This window comes from Pseudomonas sp. ASL3 (assembly GCF_056680425.1).
Window position 1 is genome coordinate 3,617,305 of record NZ_CM155281.1, and the last position, 24,655, is coordinate 3,641,959.

Sequence of the window (24,655 nt, forward strand, 5' to 3'; positions counted from 1 at the left end):
CCGTCAACCGACCTAGAAGCCCAGGCTGGATAGCAGATCGTCAACATCATCCTGACCGGATACGACGTCTTCACGCTTATCGGCATGAATCTGCGGACCTTCACCCTGAGACAGATGTTTTTCTTGATCTTTTTCTGTTCGGATCGATTGATGGTCATGTTCGATCCCGGCAAAGCGATCGACCTGGCTGGCCATCAGCACCAGTTTGAGCAGGTTGCTTTCCACTTCCGTGACCAGTTGGGTCACGCGCTTGATCACCTGACCGGTAAGGTCCTGGTAATCCTGAGCCAGCAGAATATCGTTGAGATGGCCGGACACTTCCCGGGTTTCCTTTTCGCTGCGCGACAGGAAACCTTCGACACGCCGAGCCAGCTCACGAAACTCTTCGGCACCGATTTCGCGACGCATGAAGCGCGCCCAATCGGCACTCAAGGCAGCAGCATCGGTGCTGAGCCCACCCATCAAAGGCGTGCTTTGCTCCACCAGATCCATGGTCCGATTGGCCGCGTTCTCGGTCAGCCTGACCACATAAGACAGGCGCTCGGTGGCATCGGTGATCTGCGAGACTTCCTTGGCTTGCGGCATGTTCGGGTCAATTTGAAAATTGACGATCGCACTGTGCAGTTCGCGAGTCAGTTTGCCGACTTCCTGATACAGGCCACGGTCGCGGGTCTGGTTCAGCTCGTGGATCATTTGCACAGCGTCGCCAAACCGGCCATTTTCAAGGCTTTTGACCAACTCGTGTGCGTGTTGCTTCAGGGTCGACTCGAAGTCTCCCATTGATGATTCTGTCTGCTCCATAGAGCCCTCGCGGCGAACATCAGCTATTGACGCGCTCGAAGATCTTTTCGATCTTTTCTTTCAGCACTTGGGCCGTGAAGGGCTTGACCACATAACCGTTCACACCGGCCTGAGCGGCTTCGATGATCTGATCACGCTTGGCTTCAGCCGTTACCATCAACACTGGCAGGTGCTTGAGGCGATCATCGGCACGCACGTGGCGCAACAGATCGATGCCGGACATGCCAGGCATGTTCCAGTCAGTCACCAGAAAGTCGAAGCTACCGCTTTGCAGCATCGGCAGCGCGGTCGTCCCGTCATCCGCTTCAGCCGTGTTGGTGAACCCCAGATCACGCAACAGGTTTTTTATGATCCGCCGCATCGTTGAGAAGTCATCAACGATGAGGATTTTCATGTTCTTGTCCAATTCGACCTCCAAGCAGTCTTTAACGCACTCAGCACCTGAATACGCTGTTCAATCAAAACCGGCACAGCACACAACGGCTGCACGAAAACGACGACGGGCTTGGTAAATCAACAGGTCGGGAAACTGGCACAGCAGGCCCTGAAGGACCTTGACTGACCGGCTCCTGCCTAGTCTTATCTTCTTCGCACGCAACGCTTTGCACAGCCGGCTTACAGTCAGCGCGAAACCACCAAGGGTCGCGCACTGCCTGTCAACGCGCTCGCCATTCCCCCAAACGCCCTCGCAAACGAGCTGCGCACTGGCTGTGTAACTGGCTGACCCGTGATTCGCTGACCCCCAACACCTCACCAATTTCCTTGAGGTTCAGCTCCTCGTCGTAGTACAGCGCCAAGACCAGTCGCTCACGCTCTGGCAAATTGGCAATCGCATCCGCTAGCGCTGCCTGGAAGCGTTCATCCTCCAGGTCGCGCGATGGCTCAAGCTGAGCGCTTGCGCCATCCTCATGCAGTCCCTCATGTTCGCCGTCCTGCAACAGATCGTCGAAACTGAACAACCGACTGCCCAAGGTATCGTTCAAAATCCCGTAATAATCATCGAGACTCAATTGGAGTTCGGCCGCAACCTCGTGATCTTTAGCGTCACGACCGGTTTTAGCTTCAATTGCCCGAATTGCGTCACTGACCATGCGCGTATTTCGATGCACCGAACGCGGGGCCCAATCGCCCTTGCGCACTTCATCGAGCATGGCGCCACGAATGCGGATCCCGGCGTAGGTCTCGAAACTCGCGCCTTTGGTGGCGTCGTATTTGGTCGAGACTTCGAGCAGACCAATCATGCCCGCCTGAATCAGATCCTCGACCTGTACACTGGCCGGCAAACGCGCCAGCAGGTGATAGGCGATGCGTTTGACCAGCGGCGCATAGCGCTCGATCAGCTCGTACTGGGAGTCCTTGGACGCCTTGCTGTACATGCGATAGCCGCTGGCTGTCATAGCACCGGTCCCGCACTCGTCTGATGTACGAGCCGCTCGACGAAAAACTCCAGATGCCCACGCGGGTTGGCCGGCAACGGCCAGGTGTCGACTTTCTGCGCGATGGCCTTGAAGGCCAGGGCGCATTTGGAGCGCGGGAACGCTTCGTACACGGCGCGCTGCTTCTGTACAGCCTTGCGCACGCATTCGTCGTAAGGCACGGCGCCGACGTATTGTAAGGCGACATCCAGGAAGCGATCCGTGACCTTGGTCAACTTGGCGAACAGATTGCGGCCTTCCTGCGGGCTTTGCGCCATGTTGGCAAGCACCCGGAAGCGGTTCATGCCGTAATCGCGGTTGAGCAGTTTGATCAGCGCGTAGGCGTCAGTGATCGAGGTCGGTTCATCGCACACCACCAACAACACTTCCTGGGCGGCGCGCACGAAGCTGACGACCGAGTCGCCAATACCGGCAGCCGTGTCGATCACCAGCACATCGAGGTTGTCACCAATGTCGCTGAAGGCCTGGATCAGCCCGGAATGTTGCGCAGGTGTCAGATGGACCATGCTCTGGGTGCCAGAGGCGGCCGGTACGATACGAATCCCGCCCGGCCCCTGAAGCAGCACGTCGCGCAGCTCACAACGTCCTTCAATCACATCGGCGAGGGTGCGTTTGGGGGTCAGGCCGAGTAAGACATCGACATTTGCCAGACCCAGGTCGGCATCCAGCAGCATGACCCGCCGGCCGAGCTCAGCCAGAGCCAGTGACAAATTCACTGACACGTTAGTCTTACCGACGCCACCTTTGCCGCCAGTCACCGCGATAACCTGTACGGGATGCATGCTGCCCATGTTAGTTCTTTACCTTGTCTTGCTTAGACCGAGGCCACATTACTGGCTGCGCGTACGTTGAATGAACAATGCTCGGCAGACCCTGTATGTAGGTACATTCCAATGTCATGCCTTACCCAACCCGCTTGTTCGGGCTGTGATAAAGATCCGCGAACATATCCGCCATAGCTTCCTCGCTTGGCTCTTCCTGCATTTGCACACTGACCGCACGACTCACCAATTGGTGCCGACGCGGCAAATGCAAATCGTCCGGTATTCGCGGCCCATCCGTGAGGTAAGCCACCGGTAACTCATGACTGATTGCCAGGCTCAATACCTCGCCCAGGCTGGCGGTTTCATCCAGCTTGGTGAGAATGCAGCCCGCCAGACCGCAGCGTTTGTAGCTGTGGTATGCAGCGGTTAGAACCTGTTTCTGGCTGGTAGTTGCCAACACCAGATAATTACGCGCCTTGATTCCGCGACCGGCAAGGCTTTCCAACTGCATACGCAATGCCGGATCGCTGGCTTGCAGGCCGGCGGTGTCGATCAAGACCACTCGCTTGCGCAGCAACGGCTCCAGCGCCTGCGCCAATGACTGACCCGGATCAACGTGGGTGACGGACACATTGAGGATGCGACCCAGCGTTCTAAGCTGTTCCTGGGCGCCGATCCGATAGCTGTCCATGCTCACCAGCGCGATGTTTTGCGGACCATATTTCAATACATACCGCGCCGCCAGTTTTGCCAGGGTCGTGGTTTTGCCCATGCCAGCCGGGCCGACCATGGCGATCACGCCACCCTCTTCCAGAGGCTCGACGTCGGGGGTCGCGATCATCCGCGCCAGGTGGGCCAACAACATACGCCACGCCTGACGGGGCTCTTCAATATCGGTGATCATCGCCAGCAGGTCCCGCGACAGCGGACCCGACAGGCCGATGCGTTGCAAGCGGCGCCACAGGTTGGCCTGCTGCGGACGGCTACCTTGCAGTTGATTCCAGGCCAGAGAGCCGAGCTGCACTTCGAGCAGTTCGCGCAGGCCGTTCAATTCGAAACGCATGGACTCGTAAGCGCGCTGCCCGGCGACTGGCTCAACGGCAGGGGCCGGAGCGACAGGTCGTGGCGGCTCATCGAACGTCGGCTCGATGTGCGTATCGGCAGCGCTCAGCGGCATGCCAGAGAACAATTGGCGATTGATCGATGAGTCGCTGTCGCCACGGGTGCCGAGTTCGGCCTGTGCAGAGACAATGCGCGATTGCGTCTTGCGCAGCTCGTCTTCGAGTTCGATGTTCGGCACCCGCGGCGCCAGCGCGGAAAGCTTGTAATCCAGAGCAGCAGTCAGCTCTACGCCGCCGGCAATCCGCCGGTTACCAATGATGGCTGCATCGGCGCCCAACTCATCACGAACCAGTTTCATGGCTTGACGCATGTCGGCGGCGAAAAAACGCTTAACTTGCATGACTCACTACCTCAGCCGTTGGGCCCGACAGTCGCGACGATCGTGACCTGTTTGGTGTCGGGAATTTCCTGATACGCCAGAACATGCATGTTCGGTACAGCCAACCGTCCAAATCGTGACAGCATGGCGCGAACCGGTCCTGCGACCAACAAAATCACTGGCTGACCCTGCATTTCCTGGCGCTGGGCAGCATCAATCAACGAACGCTGGAGCTTTTCAGCCATGCTTGGCTCAAGAAGAACGCCCTCTTCCTGTCCCTGACCCGCCTTCTGAAGACTATTGAGCAATATCTGTTCCAACCTTGGCTCAAGAGTGATAACAGGCAGCTCCGACTCAACCCCCACAATGCTTTGGACAATAGCGCGGCACAATCCGATCCGCACCGCAGCGACCAACGCGGCGGTATCTTGACTCCGAGGTGCCGCGTTGGCGATCGCCTCGGCGATGCTGCGGATATCCCTGACCGGAACCTGTTCGGCCAGCAATGCCTGCAATACTTTGAGCAGTGCCGAGAGTGACAGGATGCCGGGCACCAGCTCTTCGGCCAGTTTTGGCGAGCCTTTGGCCAGCAACTGCATCAGTTGCTGCACTTCTTCATGACCGATCAGCTCATGGGAGTGTTTGTGCAGGATCTGGTTGAGGTGGGTCGCGACCACCGTGCTGGCGTCCACCACCGTGTAACCGAGGGACTGTGCCTGGCTACGCTGGCTGACTTCGATCCACACTGCCTCCAGACCAAACGCCGGGTCCTTGGCAGTGATGCCATTGAGCGTACCGAAGACTTGCCCTGGGTTGATCGCCAGCTCGCGATCCGGATAAATCTCGGCCTCGGCAAGCGTGACACCCATCAACGTCAGGCGATAAGCGCTGGGCGCCAGATCGAGGTTGTCGCGGATATGCACGGTCGGCATCAAAAAGCCCAGTTCCTGAGAGAGCTTCTTGCGCACCCCCTTGATCCGCGCCAGCAATTGACCACCCTGATTGCGGTCCACCAGCGGGATCAGGCGGTAACCCACTTCCAGACCGATCATGTCGATCGGTGTGACGTCATCCCAACCCAATTCCTTTGAGTCTTGCGCACGCGATGGCGAAGGCAACAACTCCTGCTGGCGCTGGACCTCTTGCAACGCATGCACCTTGACCATGTTCTGCTTCTTCCAGACCAGATAAGCAAAACCGGCGGCCATAGCCCCCAGGCTGATAAAGGAGATGTGCGGCATGCCCGGCACCAGGCCCATGACCACCATCAAGCCCGCTGCCACTGCCAGCGCCTTGGGCGAGGTGAACATCTGCCGGTTGATCAGCTTGCCCATTTCTTCCGAACCGGAAGCACGGGTCACCATGATTGCCGCAGCGGTGGACAACAGCAGTGATGGCAATTGCGCCACCAAACCGTCACCGATGGTCAACAGCGCGTAAACCTTGCCGGCATCGGCGAAGGACATGCCGTGCTGGAAGATACCGACGGCCATGCCGCCAATCAGGTTGATGAACAGAATCAACAGACCGGCGATGGCGTCACCGCGCACGAATTTGCTGGCACCGTCCATCGAACCGTAGAACTCGGCCTCCTGGGCCACTTCCAGACGACGATGCTTGGCCTGAGGCTGATCGATCAAACCGGCGTTGAGGTCGGCGTCGATGGCCATCTGTTTACCGGGCATCGCGTCGAGGGTGAACCGCGCGCTCACCTCGGAAATCCGCCCGGCACCTTTGGTCACTACGACGAAGTTGATGATCATCAAAATCGCGAAGACCACGATACCGACCACGTAGTTACCGCCGATCACCACCTCACCGAAGGCCTGAATCACCTTACCGGCAGAGGCGTGGCCGTCTTGACCGTGGAGCATGACCACTCGCGTGGACGCGACGTTCAGCGCCAGGCGCAGCAACGTGGCGACCAGCAAAATGGTCGGGAATACCGAAAAATCCAGCGGCCGCAGGGCGTACACACAGACCAGCAGGACAACGATCGACAGCGCAATATTGAACGTGAAGAACACGTCCAGCAGGAACGGCGGCATTGGCAACATCATCATTGCCAGCATGACCAACAGCAGCAACGGCACACCCAAATGGCCACGACCCAGGCCAACCAGATTGCTGCGCGCCGCGTTGATTAATTGAGAGCGGTCCACCGATTCTTTACCTGCACGCTAAATCAAACTTTTGACGCCATAAGTGACGTAGCGAGGGCATTGCAAGAAGCTTTCCAACTCTGATGCAGTCGTTGCAAACAAGCAGAAAATACTCGGCGCAGGAGATTCCACCCTGTCTTCGCGCGCCGCATTGATTAATTAAGAACGATCCACCAACGCCTTACCTGCACGCTAAATCAAGCTTCTGACGCCGAAGACAGGAAGCGAATTCGGCGGCGCTCACTATCGACTGGAGGGACGCAGAGAATAATCCGACACAACTCAGAGATTCATCTGATTTACCGGCGATTTGATATTTGCATACGGTAGGGGCTCCCTTTCACTTAGGTGAACCCATGATCTCCAGCTCAATGGTCCAGACCCTGTCCGAAGACCTGCACCCACCCCGTGGCCACGCGCCACGCCACTTGATGGCCCTGATCGACATGGCCGCCCTGCCTGCGCAGACCCGTACCGAGCTGACGAGCCAATTCAGTGACCGGTTGCATCCGCTGTTGCTAGACCCGGCCTTTGCCGTCCTGCAACCCCTGGGGGCCATGCTGCTGGCGGCCCTCACGGCAGATTTCAGGGGGCATGACTCGCTGCTCAGCCGCTTCCACTCTTACGACAGCTCGATCATCAGCGCCTGGATCACCAGTACCTTGCCCCCCGCCGCGTTAGCACAGCATTTCGCCCAGGCCACTTTTGCCACCGGCCTCGCGGGTGAGCGCTACCTGTTGCGTTACTACGACCCTCGGGTGATGCCGATCCTCCATCGTCAGGCCGCAGAGGCATGGCGTCAGTGGTTCTTCGCGCCGGTGGTTTCCTGGTGGTGCCCCAGGGCCACGACCGCGCAGGAACAATGGCACCGTCTGCCCGGCCTTGCGCTTGACCGCCCGCCCCGTACGGCCCCGCCGCTGATCCTGCACGAACCCCTTGAACGAGCGCTGGGCAATGATCCCTTGCCCCAGCAACTGGTGCAGAGCCTGAGCCAGCAAACCCCCTCCTTGTTCAACAACGACTGCCATGGCGTACGCCTGGCTCAGGTCGAGGCACTGCTCAAGACCGCGCGTGCCAGCGGTCTGACCGATCATCACGACCTGTCCGCCTACGTGTTGCTGGGCCTGCAACATTCGCTGGCTCGCCTGGCCAATGACCGGCGATGGCAGGCCGCCGTGCAACAAGCCGCCTCAGGTCGGGGGCGACTGACCCGGCTCTATCTCGGCGCCCCTCAGCCCCACACGCCCACCCGGAGTTGAACCCCATGACGACCTCATCCAACCCCTTCGAGCTGTACGATCGCATCGCCAACCAGATCCGCAACAACGAGGGCACAGGCGCCTGCGTCACCTGCAAGCGCGCTGTCGCCATCCTGCCGTTGCGCTACGGCGTGATCGGCAGCACCAACCCGGAGGCCGCGAGTCAGTTGGCGCCGGACTGGTCCGACAACCTCGGCCTGCGCCTGCAAGACGCCCACCTGCCCCTGAGCGACGCGCGCTACGCCGTGCGCACCTTGCGCGAAGGCTATCTGTACCTGTGGACGCAACGCTTGGAGGATGAGTGGCGCTGCGAAGGGGCCTACCGCACCTATGACAGCGGTCTGTGCAAACCGCTCGCGCCGCCGCTGGACCCGGACTTCGCCGCGAGTTACCGCGCACGCCTCGGCTTCGGCGAGCGGGTGATCGAGATCACCGACCCCGAAGACGTCAGCGAAGCCCGTCTGCTGTTCACCCCCGACCAGCTGACCCCGCGCATGCTGGAGAAAATCCGCAGCGACAGCCGGCTGCGCAACACCCTGCGACGCCTGGACATCCGCCGACTGCTGCAAGCCTGCACCCACAGCGAACACGTCATTGACCCCGAGCGGTTCGACAGCGTCATCGCCGAAGCCATCGCCCGGACCGACCCCGAACTGGACGCGGTACTCGCCGAGCAGCTCTTTGCGGCGCCCAGGGGTTACGACGCACTGGCCGGCAGCACCCGCCGTCTGGCCCTCAGCCAGAGCCACGCGCAGGGTTTTGCCGTGGTGCTCGACGATCCGATTGGCATCACCCAGGAACTCAATGCCTGGCGCAACCAAAGCGCCACCGTGCTCGTCGATTTCATGCAGCAAATAGACAGCGAAGGGGTCGACAACCAGCGCAAACACACCATCGCCTTCGCCATCGACAACCTCAAGACCACCCTGGCCGAGCAGACACAGCAGCACTACATCGCCCACAACAACAGCGTCGGCGTGCGCTACACCGATCCCGAATATGCGGCCCACAATGCCCATATGGTCAGCGCCTCAGCCGGCAACTATCGCAGCTACCGCAACCCCGCCGACCAGCAACGCCAGGAACAACTCGCCATCGAACAGGCCCACCAGCACAGCTGGGACGGTAAATACGGCAAATACCTCGACGAATCCCGACGCCAGGCCTTCCTCGACAAATACCAGGCGGTCGTGGCCCACGCCGATGCACTCAAGGACGCCCGCGCCGCCGACCACCTGCTCTGGCTCAAAAGCCCGGCCCTGCTCGACGCCTTCGCCCACTACGACCGCCGCGACAGCGCCAACGGCTTGCTGTTCGAAGCGCAGCTCGGCGGCGCCGTGAGCGGCATGAACGCCACCCAGGCCGGAGACACGCTGCTCGCCACCTGGAGCGCGGCCGACAACGTCGACCTGAGCAACCTGTTCTGGCGAGGCCTGACGCAGAACCAAAGCGAAACGCAGAAGGAGGTCGACGCGTTGCTGGCCCAACACAACCGGCTGCCCACCCTCAGCCGCGAAGCCCTGCTGGGCCTGACCCAGGGCCTGACCGACATCTTCGACAAAAGCCATGCACTGGTCACCGAGACCCACTTCGACGCGCCGCCCACGGTCTTCCACCTCAGCGGCGCGGCCATGCTGATCAACACCTTCGGCAGCCGCCTGCTGCAAAGCGACAAGGTCCCGCTGGTCGACGCACCGATCAACAACCTGCTGGCGTGGCTGTTCAAGGCGCGCCTGGGCAAGATGGGCCAGCAGTTTCATCTGGAGTCTCGTGGCGGCATCCCCCTGAGCCGCGGCGTCAAAGCCAAGATCGACGCGTCTGTCGCCAAGAGCTTCACCGTCGGGATCGGCCCGGGGGCCAACGCTCACCGGCTGGAACTCCGCCTCGGCGCCACCCTGGGCTTGCTGCAACTGTGGAACCTCAAGGTCAAGTACGAAAAAGCCGACAAGGCGGGCGCGAAAAACTCGAACTCGGCGCCGCCCTGGTCGCCGTCATCGCGGCAGTCCTGGAACTGGGTACGGTGGCGGTCAGCCGGGCCGAGAGCAATAAGACTCAGGCCGTGCAACAAGCCGGGCGGGTGATGGGGAGTGGGTTGCGGTTGAGTGCGGGGGTGCTGGCCGGTGGGGTGGCGCTGGTGGGGGCGGTGTTGGATGTTAAGGATGCGGTCGAAGCGGTCAAGACCGATAAACGCTCGCTTGCTGCGATCTATTCCCTCCGCGCTTCTGCCCAAGTCGGATCGGCATATTTCTCCGCAGCCATCGGCTTGGCCGTTGCTGGTCCTTTCCTTGAATACTTGATCAAGAAACACGCCAGCAATGTCATCCTGATCAAACTATTGGAACCAGCACTTTCCGTATCCACAGCATTGTCCCTGCGCATGGCCTTTATGTTGCGCTGGTGCATCCGCATCAACGTGTCGATTTTTGTGCTGACCGTGGCCCTGGAGTTATTGCTGCCCAACGCGCTGCAACAGTATCTGGAGCACAGCACCTTTCGGAAAAACCGGGAGACCGGTACCCCCGAATCTGAAGAACAAGAGCTGAAGAACCTGCGCAAGGCCATCGAGGGGACCTTCTGATGTATCTCTTCGAATGGGGCATGCACTGGGGCAAGGGTCAATCCAGCTACGAAGAAAGAGCGGAGCGGGCACGCAACCGACAACGCAAACCGGGTCAGGAGATTCTGGACAACCCAAGCAGCGTAAAAGAATCGGTGTCTTCAAGGGTGAGCGACAACCACTCGCTCTATCGGCACAACGCAACCTACATTGACTTGCGCACACCCAATGATGAAAAGCGCGGACTGATCACGTTGATTGCGGGTAGCGGAGGAGCGCTACTTACTTTCATGTTTTTATTCATGGTTTTTGATTTTATAAATACGTTTTTCATTGAGGTCAGAACCGAAACCAATCCATTGCCATGGGATGCCTACTTCTATTTTCTAGTAGTACCTCCTGTTTCAACCCTATCGCTGTGGCTTTACTTCAAACATGTCTTCCCCCACCTCCGTCTGGAAGCCTTCACCGCCCGTCGTCTGATCATCCGCTTCAACCGCATCACGCGAAAAGTCTACCTGCTGCGTCCCCGGCATATCGGCGGCACCTTGATCATGGACTGGGACAAGATCCAGATCGTCATCGACAAGGGCATGAGCGAGCTGGACGGTACTGGCGGTTTCGTCATCCTTGGCTGGGACAAGGCAGGTGGGACGGACTTGCAAGGTCGTCCCACCGAAGATGTAGAGCTGATCTTCGTCGGCAAACCCACCCGCAACGCCAGTGAACTGTTGGCCTTCTGGGAATACATCCGGCGCTATATGGAAGTAGGTCCCGAAGCCGCGCCACGGCCTGCCCGGCTGATCAGCAAATTCCCCTGGCCCTGGCACTCGCTCAAGGCCGCCTGGCGGCTGGACAGCAGCTTTCTACACAACCCCGCCCTGTGGGTGTTCGTGCTGATCAACCTGATGTTGCTACCAGTGATCCTGATCCATGCCACCGGTCACTGGATCTCTCTGCTGCTGTGCTACGAGCCGAGGTTTCCCCGTGCCATCGAGCAGGCGGGTCGGCTTGAAGAAGAACAGCGCTAAGGCGCGCGCGAACACCCCGAACCTGCCGCCGCCGTGATCCCCCTCTCGGCGGTGGGCCTGGGATAGAAAAGGAAAGCTTGCTCGTACCTTTCAGACCTTGTTTCGATGCCAAGCACTCATGCCAGCCCTGTAACCCAAATCACCGAAGCCCCGTAGTTCAAATGCTGATAAAGCCCAAACCCCTCACCTGACACAGGCTTCCCACGCCATGCAGCACGATAAGTACGCCGGTTGTTTTTACGAGTCTGGAGTCGGTGAAGGCTTGAAAGACGACGAAGCCGAACAGGATGAACAGAGTCCCCGGGGGGATAATTATTGATCAGCGGGGCCGAACGTGTTCGCGAAGGCGGTGCGTCAGGTACACCGCGTCGCATCCTTCGCGGACAAGCCCGCTCCCCCAGAGTTTGTGCACGGCGCAGGGTCAACGATTACCCACTGTGGGAGCAGGCTTGCCTGCGAAAGCCTTGGATCAGCCACAATATTTCGCAAGTCAAAACGCCCCTTTTTGCACGACTGGCCTCTTCGCAGGCAAGCCTGCTCCCACAGATTCGGGGTGAAGCCAGCACCGTGTTTGCTGCTCGACAGCGCGGCGTCGAAGACGGGGCATTTCCTACAGGGATCGTGCGTTCTCTGTAAGACCGAGCCTCTACGAATCGCGCCGCAAGTCGTTCGGGATCGGCAGGTCGCCCAGCGGATCCGGGCGCTTGCCCCTGCCTGCGCGGTGCTGGCGGATCTGATAGACGTACGCCAGCACCTGAGCCACTGCCAGGTACAGCCCGGCGGGAATTTCCTGATCCAGCTCGGTGGAGTAATAGATCGAACGCGCCAAGGCTGGCGACTCCAACAGGAGAATTTTGTGTTCAGCGGCGATTTCGCGAATTTTCAGCGCCAGGAAGTCAGTCCCCTTGGCCACCAACATCGGCGCCCCACCCTGCTCGGGATCGTATTTGAGCGCGACGGCGAAGTGCGTCGGGTTGGTGATGATCACGTCAGCTTTGGGAATCGACGACAACATACGTCGCTGGGACATCTCGCGCTGCAACTGGCGAATCCGCTGTTTGACCTCGGGACGTCCGTCGTTGTCCTTGTGCTCGTCACGCACTTCCTGCTTGGTCATCAACAGCTTTTTATGGGCTTCCCATAGCTGGAACGGCACATCCACCGCAGCAATGATGATCAGTCCGCAGGCCATCCACCACGCACTCCAGCCCACCACCTGCACGCTGTGAAGGATAGCCAGCTCCAACGGTTCGTGGGCGATGGCGACCAGAGCCCCCTTGTCCTTGGACAGCACCACCAACGCCACCAGCAGAATGATGGAAAACTTGGCCAGGGCCTTGAGCAGCTCAACCAGCGCATGCGTGGAAAACATGCGTTTGAGCCCCCCCGTCGGGTTCATCCGACTGAACTTGGGCGCCATGCTACTGGCGGAGAATATCCACCCCCCCAGCGAGATAGGACCGATGACGGCTGCCAATACCATGGTGATCAACATCGGCTGAATCGCTATCAGCGCTGCCTTGCCTGCGTTGAGGAAATACAGGCCCATGTAATGATCATCCATGATCACTTCCCGCGAGAGCGTGAAGTTGACGCGCATCAGGTCGAGCATCATTTGCGCCAACTGGCCGCCAAATATCAGCAAGCCGCCAGCGCCCGCCATCGTCACGACCAGGGTATTGAGTTCTTTGGAGCGGGCCGTCTCGCCCTTTTCCCGGGAGTCCCTGACCCGTTTGTCCGTGGGGTCTTCTGTTTTGTCCTGACCATTCTCGTTCTCGGCCATATCAGGTCGCCTTTACCAGACCGCGTAACAGCTCCAAGGCCTGCACGGCCAGCGGCTGGTACTGATTGAGAATATCGCCCATGGTGAGCCACAAAATGACCATGCCCAGCACCAGCGTCAGCGGAAAGCCGATAGAAAACATGTTCAACTGCGGTGCCGCGCGGGTCATGACACCAAAGGCAATGTTGACCACCAGCAACGCCGTGATAGCCGGTAACACCAGCAACAAGCCAGCACCTAGCACCCAGCCCATACGACCGACCAGCTCCCATACGTGCGTCAGGTTCAGGCCACTGCCGACCGGTAGCGTGGTAAAGCTTTCCACCAGCACTTCGAACACCACCAGATGGCCGTTCATACCCAGGAACAGCAAGGTCACCAACATGGTGAAAAACTGCCCGATCACCGCCACCGAGACGCCATTGGTGGGATCGACCATCGAGGCGAAGCCCATACCCATCTGCGTCGAGATAATCTGCCCGGCGATGACGAAGGACTGAAAAAACAATTGCAGGGATAAGCCGAGCATGGCACCGATGACAATTTGCTCGGCGATCAGTAACAGTGCGCTCAGATCCAGCGCGTGGACTTCCGGCATCGGCGGCAGGCTGGGCGCAATCACCACCGTGATCGCCAGCGAGAAATACAGGCGCACACGCGCCGGCACCAGCGTCGTGCCGAAGATCGGCATGGTCATCAGCACCGCCGCAACCCGGAACAGCGGCAGCATGAAACTCGCTACCCAGGTCCCGATCTGCGCGTCAGTCAGGGCTAGCACGGAGGGCATGACGCTAACCGATCAACTGCGGAATGCTGCTGTACAGCGACGTGATGTACTCCATGAACACTCGAACCAGCCACGGCCCGGCGACAATCAGGGTGATCAACATCACCAGCAGGCGCGGCAGAAAGCCCAAGGTCTGTTCGTTGATCTGGGTCGCAGCCTGAAACATGGCCACCAGCAACCCCACGATCAGGCTCGGCACCACCAGCACGGCGACCATCATCGTGGTCAGCCATAACGCTTCGCGAAACAGGTCAACGGCAACTTCTGGCGTCATTGCGCGCGCGCTCCGTCAATCATGGTGATACCCCACCGAAACTGCTGGCCAGTGTGCCGATGATCAAGGCCCAACCATCCACCAGCACGAACAGCATGATCTTGAACGGCAGGGAAATAATCAGCGGCGACAGCATCATCATACCCATGGCCATCAGCACACTGGCCACCACTAGGTCGATGATCAGGAACGGGATGAAGATCATGAAGCCAATCTGAAACGCGGTTTTAAGCTCCGAGGTCACGAACGCCGGGACCAGAATGGTCAATGGCGCCTGATCCGGGCCGGCGATATCGGTGCGCTTGGACAGGCGCATGAACAGATCCAGATCGCTCTGGCGAGTCTGCGCCAGCATGAAATCCTTGATCGGCACTTCGGCCTTGAGCACTGCGTCCTGCGCGGTGAGTTTTTCACTCAGGTAAGGCTGCAACGCATCCTGATTCACCCGGTCGAACACCGGCGCCATGATGAACATGGTCAGGAACAGCGCCATGCCGGTGAGAATCTGGTTCGAAGGCGTCTGCTGCAAGCCAAGGGCCTGACGCAGAATCGAGAAGACGATGATGATCCGGGTAAAGCTGGTCATCAGCATGACGAACGCCGGGATAAAACTCAGCGCCGTCATGATCAGCAGAATCTGCAGGCTGACCGAATACTCCTGCTGACCGTTGGCACCGCTGGACAAGGTGATCGCCGGAATCGACAGCGGATCGGCAGCGAACGCCACAGGCGCTGCCAGCACCAGCAGCAGCGTCAACACTATGCGCAACGCGCCCATCACTTCTTATCCTTATGGTCCTTGCCCAACAGCTCCATCAGGCGCTGGGCAAACTCCGGCGTAGCCTGCTCGGTGGCCGGCACCTGCAGCGGCTCTTTGAGTACATGCAAGGGCGTGATCCGCCCCGGCGTGATCCCGAGCAGAATCTGCTCATTGCCGACCTGCACCAGCACCAGCCGATCACGCGGACCCAGTGCGCGGGAACCCAGCAACTCGATGAGCTGACCATTACGCGGACCTGCACTCTGGACCCGGCGCAACAACCAGGCCAACGCGAAGATCAGGCCAATCACCAGCAACAGACCGAGGACCAACTGCGTCAGTTGGCCACCCACCCCACTGCCCAGTGCACTGCTGACTGGCGGCGCGGCAGCCTGTACGGCAGGCTCCGCAGCCATCACGCCCAACGCCGTCACAGCTAGCGGCAAAGTGAGGATCACACCGAGAAGCTTGTTCACTCAGCGCAACTTCTTGATGCGTTCGCTAGGGCTGATCACGTCGGTCAGGCGGATGCCGAACTTCTCGTTGACCACCACCACTTCACCGTGAGCGATCAGAGTGCCGTTGACCAACACGTCCAGTGGCTCACCGGCCAATCGGTCGAGTTCGATCACCGAGCCCTGGTTGAGCTGCAACAGGTTACGAATGTTGATATCGGTGCTGCCCACTTCCATGGAGATTGATACGGGAATATCCAGAATCACGTCCAGGTTCGGACCGTCCAGGGTTACAGGCGAGTTGTTCTTCGGCACGCTGCCGAACTCTTCCATCGGCAAGCGATTGGACGCTGACGAATGACCGGTATCGGCTGCGAGCAAGGCATCGATGTCGTCCTGGCTGGCATCGCCGGATTCACCCAGCGCCGCTGCCCATTCATCGGCCAATGCCTGATCTTCGGCAGAAGTAATTTCGTTTTCATTGGCCATCGGTTGTCCTCGGCGGGCATTGATTCGTTAACACAGCAATTTTTTTCAAGCTGACGGTTGAGGTCAGCGACGTTCGATCGGTTCGACGACTTGCAGAGCCAGATGCCCCTTGTGCGAGCCGAGCTTGACCTTGAACGAAGGCACGCCATTGGCACGCATGATCAGCTCTTCAGGCAAGTCCACGGGAATAACATCACCGGGCTGCATGTGCAGGATGTCGCGCAGACGCAATTGACGGCGGGCGACGACAGCAGTCAGTGGCACGGAGACGTCCAGCAGGTCTTCGCGCAGGGCCTTGCTCCAGCGTTCGTCCTGATCATCCAGGTCGGACTGGAAGCCGGCATCAAGCATTTCGCGCACCGGCTCGATCATCGAGTAAGGCATGGTCACGTGCAGATCGCCGCCGCCGCCATCAAGTTCGATATGGAAGGTCGAGACCACAATCGCTTCGCTGGGGCCGACGATGTTGGCCATGGCCGGGTTCACTTCGGAGTTGATGTACTCGAAGTTCACTTCCATGATCGCCTGCCAGGCTTCTTTCAAGTCGATAAACGCTTGCTCGAGCACCATACGTACGACGCGCAATTCGGTCGGCGTGAACTCACGACCTTCGATCTTGGCGTGTCGCCCGTCGCCACCGAAAAAGTTGTCCACCAGCTTGAACACCAGCTTGGCGTCCAGAATGAACAACGCAGTGCCGCGCAACGGCTTGATCTTGACCAGATTGAGGCTGGTCGGTACGTACAGCGAGTGCACGTACTCACCGAACTTCATGACCTGTACACCGCCCACCGCCACATCTGCGGAACGGCGCAGCATGTTGAACATGCTGATGCGGGTATAACGGGCGAAACGTTCGTTGATCATTTCCAGGGTCGGCATCCGTCCACGGACGATGCGATCCTGACTGGTCAGGTCATAACTTTTGACACTGCCGGGTTCGGCAGCGCTTTCGGTCTGGACCAGACCATCATCGACGCCATGCAACAGCGCATCGATCTCATCCTGGGACAGCAGGTCTTGCACGGCCATGTCGTGGTCCTACTGCAATACGAAATTAGTGAAGAGCAACTGTTCGACCACCACTTTACCGACCTCTTTCTGCGCGACTTCCTGCACGCTGGCGGTAGCCTTCTGACGCAGCATTTCTTGACCGATCGGAGTCGCCAGAGAGTCGAACGTCTGTCCGGAGAAGAGCATTACCAGGTTGTTGCGAATAACCGGCATATGGACTTTCAATGCATCCAGATCACCCTGGTTACGCGCCAGCAAAGTAATGCTGACCTGCATATAACGCTGACGACCGTTCTGGTTGAAGTTGACAACGAACGCCGGTGCCATCGGCTCGAAAATGGCTGGAGCCTTGACGTTGCTGGTCGTCTGAGCCGCTTCCTCAGGCTTGTTTTGAGATTTGTGCAAGAAGAACCAGGTGGCACCGACCGACAGACCGATCGCCAGCAACAGCACCAAAACCACCAAAAGAATGAGCTTGAGTTTGCCTTTCCCGGCGGGGTCTTTCACTGCATCACTCGTCGCCATGCCAATAATCCGTCACTATTCGGGGGTTCATCAATGAGTGACAGAGGCAGAGCAAGTGTTATGCCAGATAGGTAAGAAAATTTTCAGGAAGGGGTGAGGCCAAATGCCAATCAACTGGGGAATTCTGTGCCGCATGGCAAAACACGAATCCCCTACAGGAGATCCCGCCCCAATCTTCGACGCCACGCTGTCGCGCAGCAAACTCGGTCTGTAGGAGCTGACTTGTCTGCGATAAGGGCCGAAGGACCTTCCTGCGGTGGTGAATTCACCATTTTTGCCAGCGCTTCGCACTGGATCGCAGACAAGTCAGCTCCTACAGGGAGTGCTCACTATCAGGCGTAATAATCGACCTGGCTGGAGCCGATGACTGTCATTGGCTGGCTGACCTGTGCCACTTCACGGATGGACCCGTCGTCAAGGCCATCGACCTGACCTGAACCACCCCCCGTCGCGCCGCCACTTCGCTGACCCTGATTAGCCTGTTGCTGATTCTGCCCTTGCCCCTGCCAGCCTCGGGACTGGTCGGACACGCTGACATCGACCTGACCCAGGCCCTGCTGAGTGAACGAGTCGCGCAACTTGGACATCTGCCCTTCCAGCGCTTCACGCACACCGGGATGGGCGCTCATGAAAGTGACCTGTGTCTGCTGATCAGCCGCCATGTTGACGCGAATATCCAGACGACCCAATTCGACCGGCTCCAACTGGATGTCCGCCGATTTCAGGTTCTGACTGGATAAATACATGACCCGATCCACCACCCCTTCGCTCCATCCGCTCTGGTGCATGGCCAGTGGCTGGGTCAACGGCGAGGCCGTCGTGACTGCTGCCGCTTTGGGCTGTACCGCCTCGCTCATTGCCGCGAGGCGATTGGCGAAATCATCGATTCGGGTATCGGCGGCCACGCTTTTGGTGTCCTTCAAACCCTCTTCGATAAGGCCCTTGAAGGCTTTGTCGCCACCACCGGCGCTTGCATTGTCAGTCGGCGGCTGATCGACAGGCACTGTCAGGTTATTGACGACCGTCAGCAAGGGATCGACATCAGACTGAGCCGTTGACGCTTTCGAGTCACCCGATGCGGATGCCGACGTCTGTGACGATGCCTGTGACGCAGAGCCAGGCGCTGAGCCCTTGGCGTTTTGCTCCAGTGCCACCTGCACCGCGGACAAGCCTGCCAGCGGGTCAGACGCAGGATCGAAAGCCGTGTCAGTCGCAGGGGCCACCGGTTGTTGCGGGGCCACTGCGGCAGCCACGGCCACCGGTACATCGACGGGCGGCACAGGAGCAGCAGCGACAGGTGCCGGAGGTTCGGGAGTCTGCTGCGGAGCCAATGCCTGCAACGCCGCCGGGTCGAGGGTCGGATCGACAGGCGCAGCGGCGCTGACTGTCGGATCGGTCGCCTTGCCGTCCGTTGCAGCATCATCGGCAGCATTACCATCGGCATCATCACTTTTTTTGCTGACCGTGTCGGCAGGCAAGGATTTGCCGCTATCGGCAACCGCTGGCTTGGAGGCGGCAGCTTTGTTGTCCGCAGCAGGCTTGCCACTGACGGCCACGGATTTGTCGTTAACCGTTTTTGCGCGCTTGTCATGGCTCACCGCAGGCTTGGATTCAGCCTGTCTGGAATACACACGAGCGAAGCTGGGAGCGTTGTCCTTGCCGGTCTCCGCAGGTTTCGCCGGATTGCTGGCGACCGCTGACTGGGTCTTGGCTACGGAAGTAGCCTGAAGAAGAGGGGTGGGGGCAAGGGGCATGTCAGTCTCCGTACGGGCACAATTACAAAGACCTGTAGCAAAGGACGGGCCAGCTTCTGCATGCCTGAGCCCTATCCGTTGAAACGCTGACGTTCGGCGCTGAATAAACGGTGGACCGTTGCGAACTCAACGTCAATCTTCCAGAGCAACTCATCAATACCAGCGAACTCATTGCGCTGAGCGCGCTCTTCGAGCTGCCGACACAGATCAGCCAGACGAATGGCTCCCATGTTGCCACTGCTGCCCTTGAAGCTGTGAGCAGCCATGCCTAACTCTTGCAGGTCGAGGACCTGCGTAGCGAGCGCATGGTGCAGTTGCGCCAAACGTTGCTCAGAGTCTTTCAGGAACGTATCGAGCAAGGTGGGATATTCATCCTCCATTACTTCCCGCAGGGCACTCAACACGCCGTAGTCCAGATGAATCACTGACACTTGTTCGCTCCTTGATCAAGAATCTCGGGATTATGCCAGAGCCCCCCAGGAAAATTCCACGCACGCTGTACGCCCGCCCTGCGACCAATGGCAATGCTGGCTCAATTCGCGTATCAGACTGAGGCCGCGACCCGATAGTTCATTGGCCGCCGTCGGCAGCGCCAGAGCACGGTCGACGTCAAACCCGGCACCACTGTCTTCGACGCGTATCGTCAAATGACCGCCCTTGCCGCGCGGCACAATCTGCAAATGCAGGCGCACATAACCGTCTTCAAGGCCTGCCAGGCGAGCACTGCGCTCCCGGTAATACTGGGCAAAACCCAGAGCATCGCGCTTGAGCCGTGAGTCGAGACCCAGAACACCATGCTCCAGGGCGTTGCTATACAACTCGGCGAGCACGCTGTAGAGCGCCCCGCCCTGACTGCGCAAACCATGAACTTCCAACAGCAGTTGCAACAGATACGGCAGTGGATTGAAGCGCTTTAGCGTTGCGGCGCGGAACTCGAAACTCACCGACCAGTCCAGCGGGCTGGATTCGCCACTGTCCGAGTAAGTCACCGTCGGCGAGCCCAGCAGGGACGGTTCGACCAGACTGACCTCGACCATGCTCACATCATCCCGGGCCTGACCGCGGAAGTCGTTCAAGGCGCGCTGGATCTCATCGATCAGCGCGTCGGGCTGACGATTGGCAGCAAATACAGCGTGCAATCGCGCGACGCCGAACAACTGATCCTCATTGTCACTAGTGTCGAGCACACCGTCCGACAGCAGGAAGATCCGGTCACCCAAGGCCAGGGGATGCACTTCGGTCTTGTCATCGAAACGGCTCGGGTCCAGTACACCCAACGGCAAATGCCGCGACACCAGCGGCGTACGCTCACCCGTAGCGACATGATGCAGATAGCCGTCAGGCAAGCCACCGTTCCACACTTCCACTTGCCGCACATTGAAATTGACACACATCAGCGTCGCACAGCAGAACATGTCCACCGGCAAAATGCGTTTGAGCTTGGCGTTCATTTCCCGCAGGATTTCGGCCAGAGCGTAGCCCTTGGCGGTCATGCCATAGAACACCTCAGCCAGGGGCATGGCGCCCACTGCAGCCGGCAAGCCGTGACCGGTAAAATCGCCCAACAGAATATGCATGTTGCCGGCAGGCGTGTAAGCCGCCAACAACAGATCACCGTTGAACAAAGCGTAGGGCGATTGCAGGTAACGGATGTTCGGCGCGCTCAGGCAACCGGAATGGGCAACCTGATCGAACACTGCTTTAGCCACCCGCTGCTCGTTGAGCAGGTAGCCGTGGTGCTGCGCGATCTGATCACGTTGCTGCAAGACGGTTTCCTGCAACCGCCGCAAGCGATCCATGGCCTTGATCTTTGCCGCCAGGATCACCTGGTTGTACGGCTTGGCGATAAAGTCGTCGCCACCGGCGTCCAGACAACGAACCAGCGCTTCGTTTTCGCTCAGCGAGGTCAGGAAAATGATGGGCACCAGCGCTTCGCCAGCTATCTGCTTGATCCGGCGCGCCGCTTCAAAACCGTCCATGACCGGCATCAGGGCGTCCATCAGCACCAGTTGCGGACGCTCTTTTTCGAAGAGAGCCACCGCCTCCAGACCATTACTGGCACTGAGCACTGTATGGCCCTGACGTCGGACGATAGTGGTGAGCAACAGGCGATCGCTGGCGTTATCGTCGGCAATAAGCACACACAGGCTTTCAGGCATGGCCGGCACCGGTCAGCCGATCCGGAACAGTTTCGAGAAATTGGAGATGGTCAGGATGGTGTGGACGTCGGTATTGCAGTTGATCAGTCGGATCTTCGCATTTTCACCGCCAGCATGATCGCGCAGCAACAGCAACATACCTAGCGCGGAGCTGTCCAGATAACTCGTGCCTTTGAGATCGACGACGAAGCGTTGGGGAGTGCCGTCAGCGCTCTCATAGGCATCGCGAAAATCTTGATGTGCCGCGAAATCAAAGCGCCCCTTGATGAAGATGGTCAGTTCTTGCCCGTCATGGGAGAGCTCGGCATTTACGGTCATGTTTGAAGTTCCTTGGGTTAGCCACAAGCACAATGCAACAAGGTTTAGCACTCTACGGGCTCAGCAGCAAACCCGGCTTTGGTCGGACATTACCGAACGCCATTCCACTGTAGGAGCGCGCTTGCCCGCGATCGGCTGCGCAGCAGTCGCAAAATCAGCGAACTCGAACCTGGCAATAGAACGGTATTCAGCATTTTCGGGACCGCTTCGCGGTCCATCGCGGGCAAGCGCGCTCCTACAGGTTCAGCTACCTCAAAAATAATCATGTCGCGGCAAGCGCTGGGAAAGTTCATCCAGCAGTTTCTGTTCGCGCTTGTCTTCCAGCTGCCGCGCCTCATCGATGTAACGCTGCACCAGCTTGCGCAAGCCTTCGACCCGCGCGTAACACTGCTGCCAGACACCCTGGGCCTTGTTGAGGTTTTCCTTATGCCAAACCAGGCTCTGCCGCTGCTGGGAAACGGCGGTTTCCAGTTGATTGAGGAAGCTCTGATAGTTCATCAGCCACTGCCCGGATACCCCGCGCCCGCCCTTTTCGATCCACTGCTGCTGGTAATCATGGCGAAAACGTTCGAGTTCGCCGAGTTTGCTTTCAGCCAGCCTGACCTGCCCCTGGAAGTGGCCAAGGCGCTGAGCCGCTGCACGCTCGGCGCTTTCCGCCATGTCTACCACTGGCGTCAAGCGCGCCGCACGATTCTGGGCCATGGCTTATCAGCCGCTCGCTATCGGGTTGAACACCGCAGCCAGGCGCGCACCGCTCTCTTGCAGGCTTTCGTTGTCATTGAGCCCTTGGCGCAAGTAGCGCACCAGCGTGGGCTGCAAGGAGATCGCCATGTCGGTTTCCCGATCGCCACCGGCCACATAGGCGCCGACGCTGATCAGATCGCGGCTCTGCTGGTAGCGCGACCACAGCTGCTTGAAATGCTGCGCCTGGCCCATGTGTTCGGGACTGACCACCGAAGGCATGACCCGGCTGATGGAGGCCTCGATGTCGATGGCCGGGTAATGCCCCTCCTCGGCCAGACGGCGGGACAATACGATATGCCCATCGAGCACACCCCGCGCCGCATCGGCAATCGGGTCCTGTTGATCGTCGCCTTCGGATAACACGGTGTAGAACGCGGTAATCGAGCCGCCACCGGCCTCGGCATTGCCGGCGCGCTCCACCAGTTTGGGCAGCTTGGCAAAGACCGACGGCGGATAGCCTTTGGTGGCGGGTGGCTCGCCGATGGCCAGAGCGATTTCCCGCTGGGCCTGAGCGAATCGAGTCAACGAGTCCATCAGCAACAGGACATTCTTGCCCTTGTCGCGGAAGTATTCGGCGATGCGCGTGCAATACATGGCGGCCCGCAGACGCATCAAGGGCGCGTCATCGGCTGGCGAGGCGACCACCACCGAGCGCTTGAGACCCTCTTCACCGAGGATATGCTCGATGAATTCCTTGACCTCCCGCCCCCGCTCGCCGATCAGGCCGACCACAATGATGTCGGCTTCGGTGAAGCGCGTCATCATCCCCAGCAACACGCTCTTGCCCACGCCGGTACCGGCGAACAGGCCCAGACGCTGGCCACGGCCAACCGTCAATAATCCATTGATGCTGCGAATGCCCACGTCCAGCGGCTGGCTGATGGGGTTGCGTTTGAGCGGGTTGATGGTCGGGCCATCCATGGGCACCCAGTCTTCGGCCTTCATTCCGCCTTTGCCATCGAGCGCGCGCCCGGCACCGTCAAGCACTCGACCCAGCATGCTCATGCCCATCGGCAAACGACCGGTATCGGCCAACGGCACGACCCGCGCGCCCGGCGCGATACCGGCAACGCTGCCCACCGGCATCAGAAATACCCTGGAGCCGGAGAAGCCCATGACTTCAGCTTCGACCTGCACCGGATGGTGGCTGTCATCGTTGATCACTACGCAGCGGCTGCCCATCGCCGCACGCAGGCCTTCGGCTTCCAGGGTCAAACCGACCATACGCAACAGGCGCCCTTCCACCACCGGTTGCCCGGCAAGCTCGATGGCTTCGGCGTAAGAGCCCAGGCGCTTGCCGAAGCTGGTCCGGTCAAGGCGCATCGGGGAGCGCTTTTTCAACAGTCGCTTTTTCAGCAGTCGCTTTTTCAACAGCCTCAGCACCAAGATCAAGGCTCAAATCCGCAGGGGCAGGATGCAGAGCCTGCTCGTGCAACTGATCGAACATTTTCGCCAGCGCTTGGGAGATACGGGTTTCGATGGTCGCGTCGATCCGACTGTGTTCGGTTTCGACTCGGCAGCCACCGGCCTGCAAGGCATCGTCCTCAACAATGCGCCAGGTTTCCTCATGGCGTTCGCGCAAGGCTTTGACCTGGGCAAAATCCTGAGGATTGATGAAGATGCGCACGTTCTGCGCGCCCATCGGCAGCAACTTCAACGCGTCACGCAATACACGGCCGATGAGGCTGGAGTCGGTGATCAGGTCACGCTGGATGACTTGCCGGGTGATATGCCCGACCAGTTCGATCAATGACTTTTCAATCTGCGTGTCTTGCTCGGCGATAGGCTCGAACAGATGACTCATCAATTGTTCGAGGTTGGCGAGCCTGGCGTTCAAGGCCACTTCAGCCTCTTGCCGGACTTTGAGCTGAGTACTGTGGAAGCCCTCTCTCTCGCCAGTGGCAAACCCTTCGTTGTAGGCTTCCTGACGAATGCTCTCCAGCTCTTCGAGGGTCAGCGGCTGGACTTCGTCCAACGGCACTTCTTCCATCTCGGCCGGTTCTTCTACTGGCTCCGGCTCCGGTTCTGGCGGTTCGTCGTGATGCGGGTCGAAACTGGGCAACGACCAGACATCGAAGCCGCCGACATCCTTGGCGCGGATCAGCTCGCTGGGCGGCTCTTTGTTGGAGCTAAACATGTATG

25 protein-coding genes are annotated in these 24,655 nt (G+C 59.3%); 4 read left to right on the top strand and 21 right to left on the bottom strand.

What is annotated here, in order from left to right:
• Window positions 1-12: 12 nt before the first annotated feature.
• The 6 genes from AC1MEE_RS16730 to flhA all read right to left on the bottom strand — a co-directional run bounded on the left by AC1MEE_RS16730 (window position 13) and on the right by flhA (window position 6,604).
• Window positions 13-801 (bottom strand): protein phosphatase CheZ, encoded by a 789-nt coding sequence (locus AC1MEE_RS16730; protein ID WP_480410717.1) that lies wholly within the window; start codon window positions 799-801, stop codon window positions 13-15.
• Window positions 802-820: 19 nt separating this feature from the next.
• Window positions 821-1,195, bottom strand: coding sequence for a chemotaxis response regulator CheY (locus tag AC1MEE_RS16735; protein WP_480410718.1), 375 nt, complete (start codon window positions 1,193-1,195; stop codon window positions 821-823).
• A gap of 262 nt (window positions 1,196-1,457) precedes the next feature.
• A complete protein-coding gene (gene fliA / locus AC1MEE_RS16740) occupies window positions 1,458-2,198 on the bottom strand; it encodes an RNA polymerase sigma factor FliA (RefSeq protein WP_480410719.1) in 741 nt (246 codons plus the stop codon).
• Entirely contained in the window at window positions 2,195-3,028 is an 834-nt protein-coding gene (gene fleN / locus AC1MEE_RS16745; RefSeq protein WP_480410720.1) for a flagellar synthesis regulator FleN, read from the bottom strand. Before fleN ends, fliA begins: the two co-directional genes overlap by 4 nt.
• A gap of 112 nt (window positions 3,029-3,140) precedes the next feature.
• Window positions 3,141-4,463, bottom strand: a complete 1,323-nt coding sequence (gene flhF, locus AC1MEE_RS16750; protein ID WP_480410721.1) for a flagellar biosynthesis GTPase FlhF — start codon at window positions 4,461-4,463, stop codon at window positions 3,141-3,143.
• Between the two features lie 11 nt (window positions 4,464-4,474).
• Window positions 4,475-6,604: a flagellar biosynthesis protein FlhA gene (gene flhA, locus AC1MEE_RS16755; protein ID WP_480410722.1), complete on the bottom strand. Its 2,130-nt coding sequence runs from the start codon at window positions 6,602-6,604 to the stop codon at window positions 4,475-4,477.
• Between the two features lie 356 nt (window positions 6,605-6,960).
• On the opposite strand from flhA, the gene AC1MEE_RS16760 reads away from it, so the two are divergent.
• From AC1MEE_RS16760 to AC1MEE_RS16775, 4 genes are read left to right on the top strand one after another with little or no spacing between them, the layout of a single operon-like run.
• Window positions 6,961-7,863: a DUF4123 domain-containing protein gene (locus AC1MEE_RS16760; protein WP_480410723.1), complete on the top strand. Its 903-nt coding sequence runs from the start codon at window positions 6,961-6,963 to the stop codon at window positions 7,861-7,863.
• Between the two features lie 5 nt (window positions 7,864-7,868).
• A complete protein-coding gene (locus tag AC1MEE_RS16765) occupies window positions 7,869-9,944 on the top strand; it encodes a T6SS effector BTH_I2691 family protein (RefSeq protein WP_480410724.1) in 2,076 nt (691 codons plus the stop codon).
• Complete coding sequence (locus AC1MEE_RS16770) at window positions 9,923-10,441, top strand: hypothetical protein (RefSeq protein ID WP_480410725.1); 519 nt, start codon at window positions 9,923-9,925, stop codon at window positions 10,439-10,441. Before AC1MEE_RS16765 ends, AC1MEE_RS16770 begins: the two co-directional genes overlap by 22 nt.
• Window positions 10,441-11,451: a DUF6708 domain-containing protein gene (locus AC1MEE_RS16775; protein WP_480410726.1), complete on the top strand. Its 1,011-nt coding sequence runs from the start codon at window positions 10,441-10,443 to the stop codon at window positions 11,449-11,451. Before AC1MEE_RS16770 ends, AC1MEE_RS16775 begins: the two co-directional genes overlap by 1 nt.
• A 646-nt stretch (window positions 11,452-12,097) precedes the next feature.
• Here the strand turns inward: AC1MEE_RS16775 and flhB are convergent.
• From flhB to fliH, 15 genes are all read right to left on the bottom strand, one after another.
• Window positions 12,098-13,234, bottom strand: coding sequence for a flagellar biosynthesis protein FlhB (gene flhB / locus AC1MEE_RS16780; RefSeq protein WP_480410727.1), 1,137 nt, complete (start codon window positions 13,232-13,234; stop codon window positions 12,098-12,100).
• A 1-nt stretch (window position 13,235) separates the two neighbouring features.
• Window positions 13,236-14,021, bottom strand: coding sequence for a flagellar biosynthetic protein FliR (gene fliR / locus AC1MEE_RS16785; protein ID WP_480410728.1), 786 nt, complete (start codon window positions 14,019-14,021; stop codon window positions 13,236-13,238).
• Between the two features lie 4 nt (window positions 14,022-14,025).
• Window positions 14,026-14,295 carry a flagellar biosynthesis protein FliQ gene (fliQ, locus tag AC1MEE_RS16790; RefSeq protein WP_480410729.1) on the bottom strand — a complete coding sequence of 90 codons (270 nt, stop codon included), beginning with the start codon at window positions 14,293-14,295 and terminating at the stop codon, window positions 14,026-14,028.
• Window positions 14,296-14,314: 19 nt separating this feature from the next.
• A complete protein-coding gene (gene fliP / locus AC1MEE_RS16795; RefSeq protein WP_480410730.1) occupies window positions 14,315-15,073 on the bottom strand; it encodes a flagellar type III secretion system pore protein FliP in 759 nt (252 codons plus the stop codon).
• Window positions 15,073-15,531, bottom strand: coding sequence for a flagellar biosynthetic protein FliO (gene fliO / locus AC1MEE_RS16800; protein WP_480410731.1), 459 nt, complete (start codon window positions 15,529-15,531; stop codon window positions 15,073-15,075). Before fliO ends, fliP begins: the two co-directional genes overlap by 1 nt.
• Window positions 15,532-15,999: a flagellar motor switch protein FliN gene (fliN, locus tag AC1MEE_RS16805; RefSeq protein ID WP_480410732.1), complete on the bottom strand. Its 468-nt coding sequence runs from the start codon at window positions 15,997-15,999 to the stop codon at window positions 15,532-15,534.
• Window positions 16,000-16,062: 63 nt separating this feature from the next.
• Window positions 16,063-17,031: a flagellar motor switch protein FliM gene (gene fliM / locus AC1MEE_RS16810; protein WP_480410733.1), complete on the bottom strand. Its 969-nt coding sequence runs from the start codon at window positions 17,029-17,031 to the stop codon at window positions 16,063-16,065.
• A 9-nt stretch (window positions 17,032-17,040) separates the two neighbouring features.
• Window positions 17,041-17,538: a flagellar basal body-associated protein FliL gene (gene fliL / locus AC1MEE_RS16815; RefSeq protein ID WP_480410734.1), complete on the bottom strand. Its 498-nt coding sequence runs from the start codon at window positions 17,536-17,538 to the stop codon at window positions 17,041-17,043.
• A 332-nt stretch (window positions 17,539-17,870) separates the two neighbouring features.
• Window positions 17,871-19,292, bottom strand: coding sequence for a flagellar hook-length control protein FliK (locus tag AC1MEE_RS16820; RefSeq protein WP_480410735.1), 1,422 nt, complete (start codon window positions 19,290-19,292; stop codon window positions 17,871-17,873).
• A 71-nt stretch (window positions 19,293-19,363) separates the two neighbouring features.
• A complete protein-coding gene (locus AC1MEE_RS16825) occupies window positions 19,364-19,672 on the bottom strand; it encodes an Hpt domain-containing protein (protein ID WP_480416251.1) in 309 nt (102 codons plus the stop codon).
• Window positions 19,673-19,753: 81 nt separating this feature from the next.
• The gene (locus AC1MEE_RS16830; RefSeq protein WP_480410736.1) at window positions 19,754-21,451 is read right to left on the bottom strand and encodes a SpoIIE family protein phosphatase; all 1,698 of its coding nucleotides are present in this window, start codon (window positions 21,449-21,451) and stop codon (window positions 19,754-19,756) included.
• Window positions 21,452-21,463: 12 nt separating this feature from the next.
• The gene (locus tag AC1MEE_RS16835) at window positions 21,464-21,769 is read right to left on the bottom strand and encodes an STAS domain-containing protein (RefSeq protein ID WP_480410737.1); all 306 of its coding nucleotides are present in this window, start codon (window positions 21,767-21,769) and stop codon (window positions 21,464-21,466) included.
• A gap of 252 nt (window positions 21,770-22,021) precedes the next feature.
• Entirely contained in the window at window positions 22,022-22,471 is a 450-nt protein-coding gene (gene fliJ, locus AC1MEE_RS16840; protein WP_480410738.1) for a flagellar export protein FliJ, read from the bottom strand.
• A gap of 6 nt (window positions 22,472-22,477) precedes the next feature.
• Window positions 22,478-23,836, bottom strand: coding sequence for a flagellar protein export ATPase FliI (fliI, locus tag AC1MEE_RS16845; RefSeq protein WP_480416252.1), 1,359 nt, complete (start codon window positions 23,834-23,836; stop codon window positions 22,478-22,480).
• Window positions 23,826-24,650, bottom strand: coding sequence for a flagellar assembly protein FliH (gene fliH / locus AC1MEE_RS16850; RefSeq protein WP_480410739.1), 825 nt, complete (start codon window positions 24,648-24,650; stop codon window positions 23,826-23,828). Before fliH ends, fliI begins: the two co-directional genes overlap by 11 nt.
• Between the last annotated feature and the right edge of the window lie 5 nt (window positions 24,651-24,655).

Excerpts from the sequence above, each read along its gene's own strand:
- AC1MEE_RS16730 (WP_480410717.1), bottom strand. The coding sequence starts at position 801 with ATGGAGCAGACAGAATCATCAATGGGAGACTTCGAGTCGACCCTGAAG.
- AC1MEE_RS16735 (WP_480410718.1), bottom strand. The coding sequence starts at position 1,195 with ATGAAAATCCTCATCGTTGATGACTTCTCAACGATGCGGCGGATCATA.
- fliA (WP_480410719.1), bottom strand. The coding sequence starts at position 2,198 with ATGACAGCCAGCGGCTATCGCATGTACAGCAAGGCGTCCAAGGACTCC.
- fleN (WP_480410720.1), bottom strand. The coding sequence starts at position 3,028 with ATGGGCAGCATGCATCCCGTACAGGTTATCGCGGTGACTGGCGGCAAA.
- flhF (WP_480410721.1), bottom strand. The coding sequence starts at position 4,463 with ATGCAAGTTAAGCGTTTTTTCGCCGCCGACATGCGTCAAGCCATGAAA.
- AC1MEE_RS16760 (WP_480410723.1), top strand. The coding sequence starts at position 6,961 with ATGATCTCCAGCTCAATGGTCCAGACCCTGTCCGAAGACCTGCACCCA.
- AC1MEE_RS16765 (WP_480410724.1), top strand. The coding sequence starts at position 7,869 with ATGACGACCTCATCCAACCCCTTCGAGCTGTACGATCGCATCGCCAAC.
- AC1MEE_RS16775 (WP_480410726.1), top strand. The coding sequence starts at position 10,441 with ATGTATCTCTTCGAATGGGGCATGCACTGGGGCAAGGGTCAATCCAGC.
- flhB (WP_480410727.1), bottom strand. The coding sequence starts at position 13,234 with ATGGCCGAGAACGAGAATGGTCAGGACAAAACAGAAGACCCCACGGAC.
- fliR (WP_480410728.1), bottom strand. The coding sequence starts at position 14,021 with ATGCCCTCCGTGCTAGCCCTGACTGACGCGCAGATCGGGACCTGGGTA.
- fliQ (WP_480410729.1), bottom strand. The coding sequence starts at position 14,295 with ATGACGCCAGAAGTTGCCGTTGACCTGTTTCGCGAAGCGTTATGGCTG.
- fliP (WP_480410730.1), bottom strand. The coding sequence starts at position 15,073 with ATGGGCGCGTTGCGCATAGTGTTGACGCTGCTGCTGGTGCTGGCAGCG.
- fliN (WP_480410732.1), bottom strand. The coding sequence starts at position 15,999 with ATGGCCAATGAAAACGAAATTACTTCTGCCGAAGATCAGGCATTGGCC.
- fliM (WP_480410733.1), bottom strand. The coding sequence starts at position 17,031 with ATGGCCGTGCAAGACCTGCTGTCCCAGGATGAGATCGATGCGCTGTTG.
- fliL (WP_480410734.1), bottom strand. The coding sequence starts at position 17,538 with ATGGCGACGAGTGATGCAGTGAAAGACCCCGCCGGGAAAGGCAAACTC.
- AC1MEE_RS16820 (WP_480410735.1), bottom strand. The coding sequence starts at position 19,292 with ATGCCCCTTGCCCCCACCCCTCTTCTTCAGGCTACTTCCGTAGCCAAG.
- AC1MEE_RS16825 (WP_480416251.1), bottom strand. The coding sequence starts at position 19,672 with ATGGAGGATGAATATCCCACCTTGCTCGATACGTTCCTGAAAGACTCT.
- AC1MEE_RS16830 (WP_480410736.1), bottom strand. The coding sequence starts at position 21,451 with ATGCCTGAAAGCCTGTGTGTGCTTATTGCCGACGATAACGCCAGCGAT.
- AC1MEE_RS16835 (WP_480410737.1), bottom strand. The coding sequence starts at position 21,769 with ATGACCGTAAATGCCGAGCTCTCCCATGACGGGCAAGAACTGACCATC.
- fliJ (WP_480410738.1), bottom strand. The coding sequence starts at position 22,471 with ATGGCCCAGAATCGTGCGGCGCGCTTGACGCCAGTGGTAGACATGGCG.
- fliI (WP_480416252.1), bottom strand. The coding sequence starts at position 23,836 with ATGCGCCTTGACCGGACCAGCTTCGGCAAGCGCCTGGGCTCTTACGCC.
- fliH (WP_480410739.1), bottom strand. The coding sequence starts at position 24,650 with ATGTTTAGCTCCAACAAAGAGCCGCCCAGCGAGCTGATCCGCGCCAAG.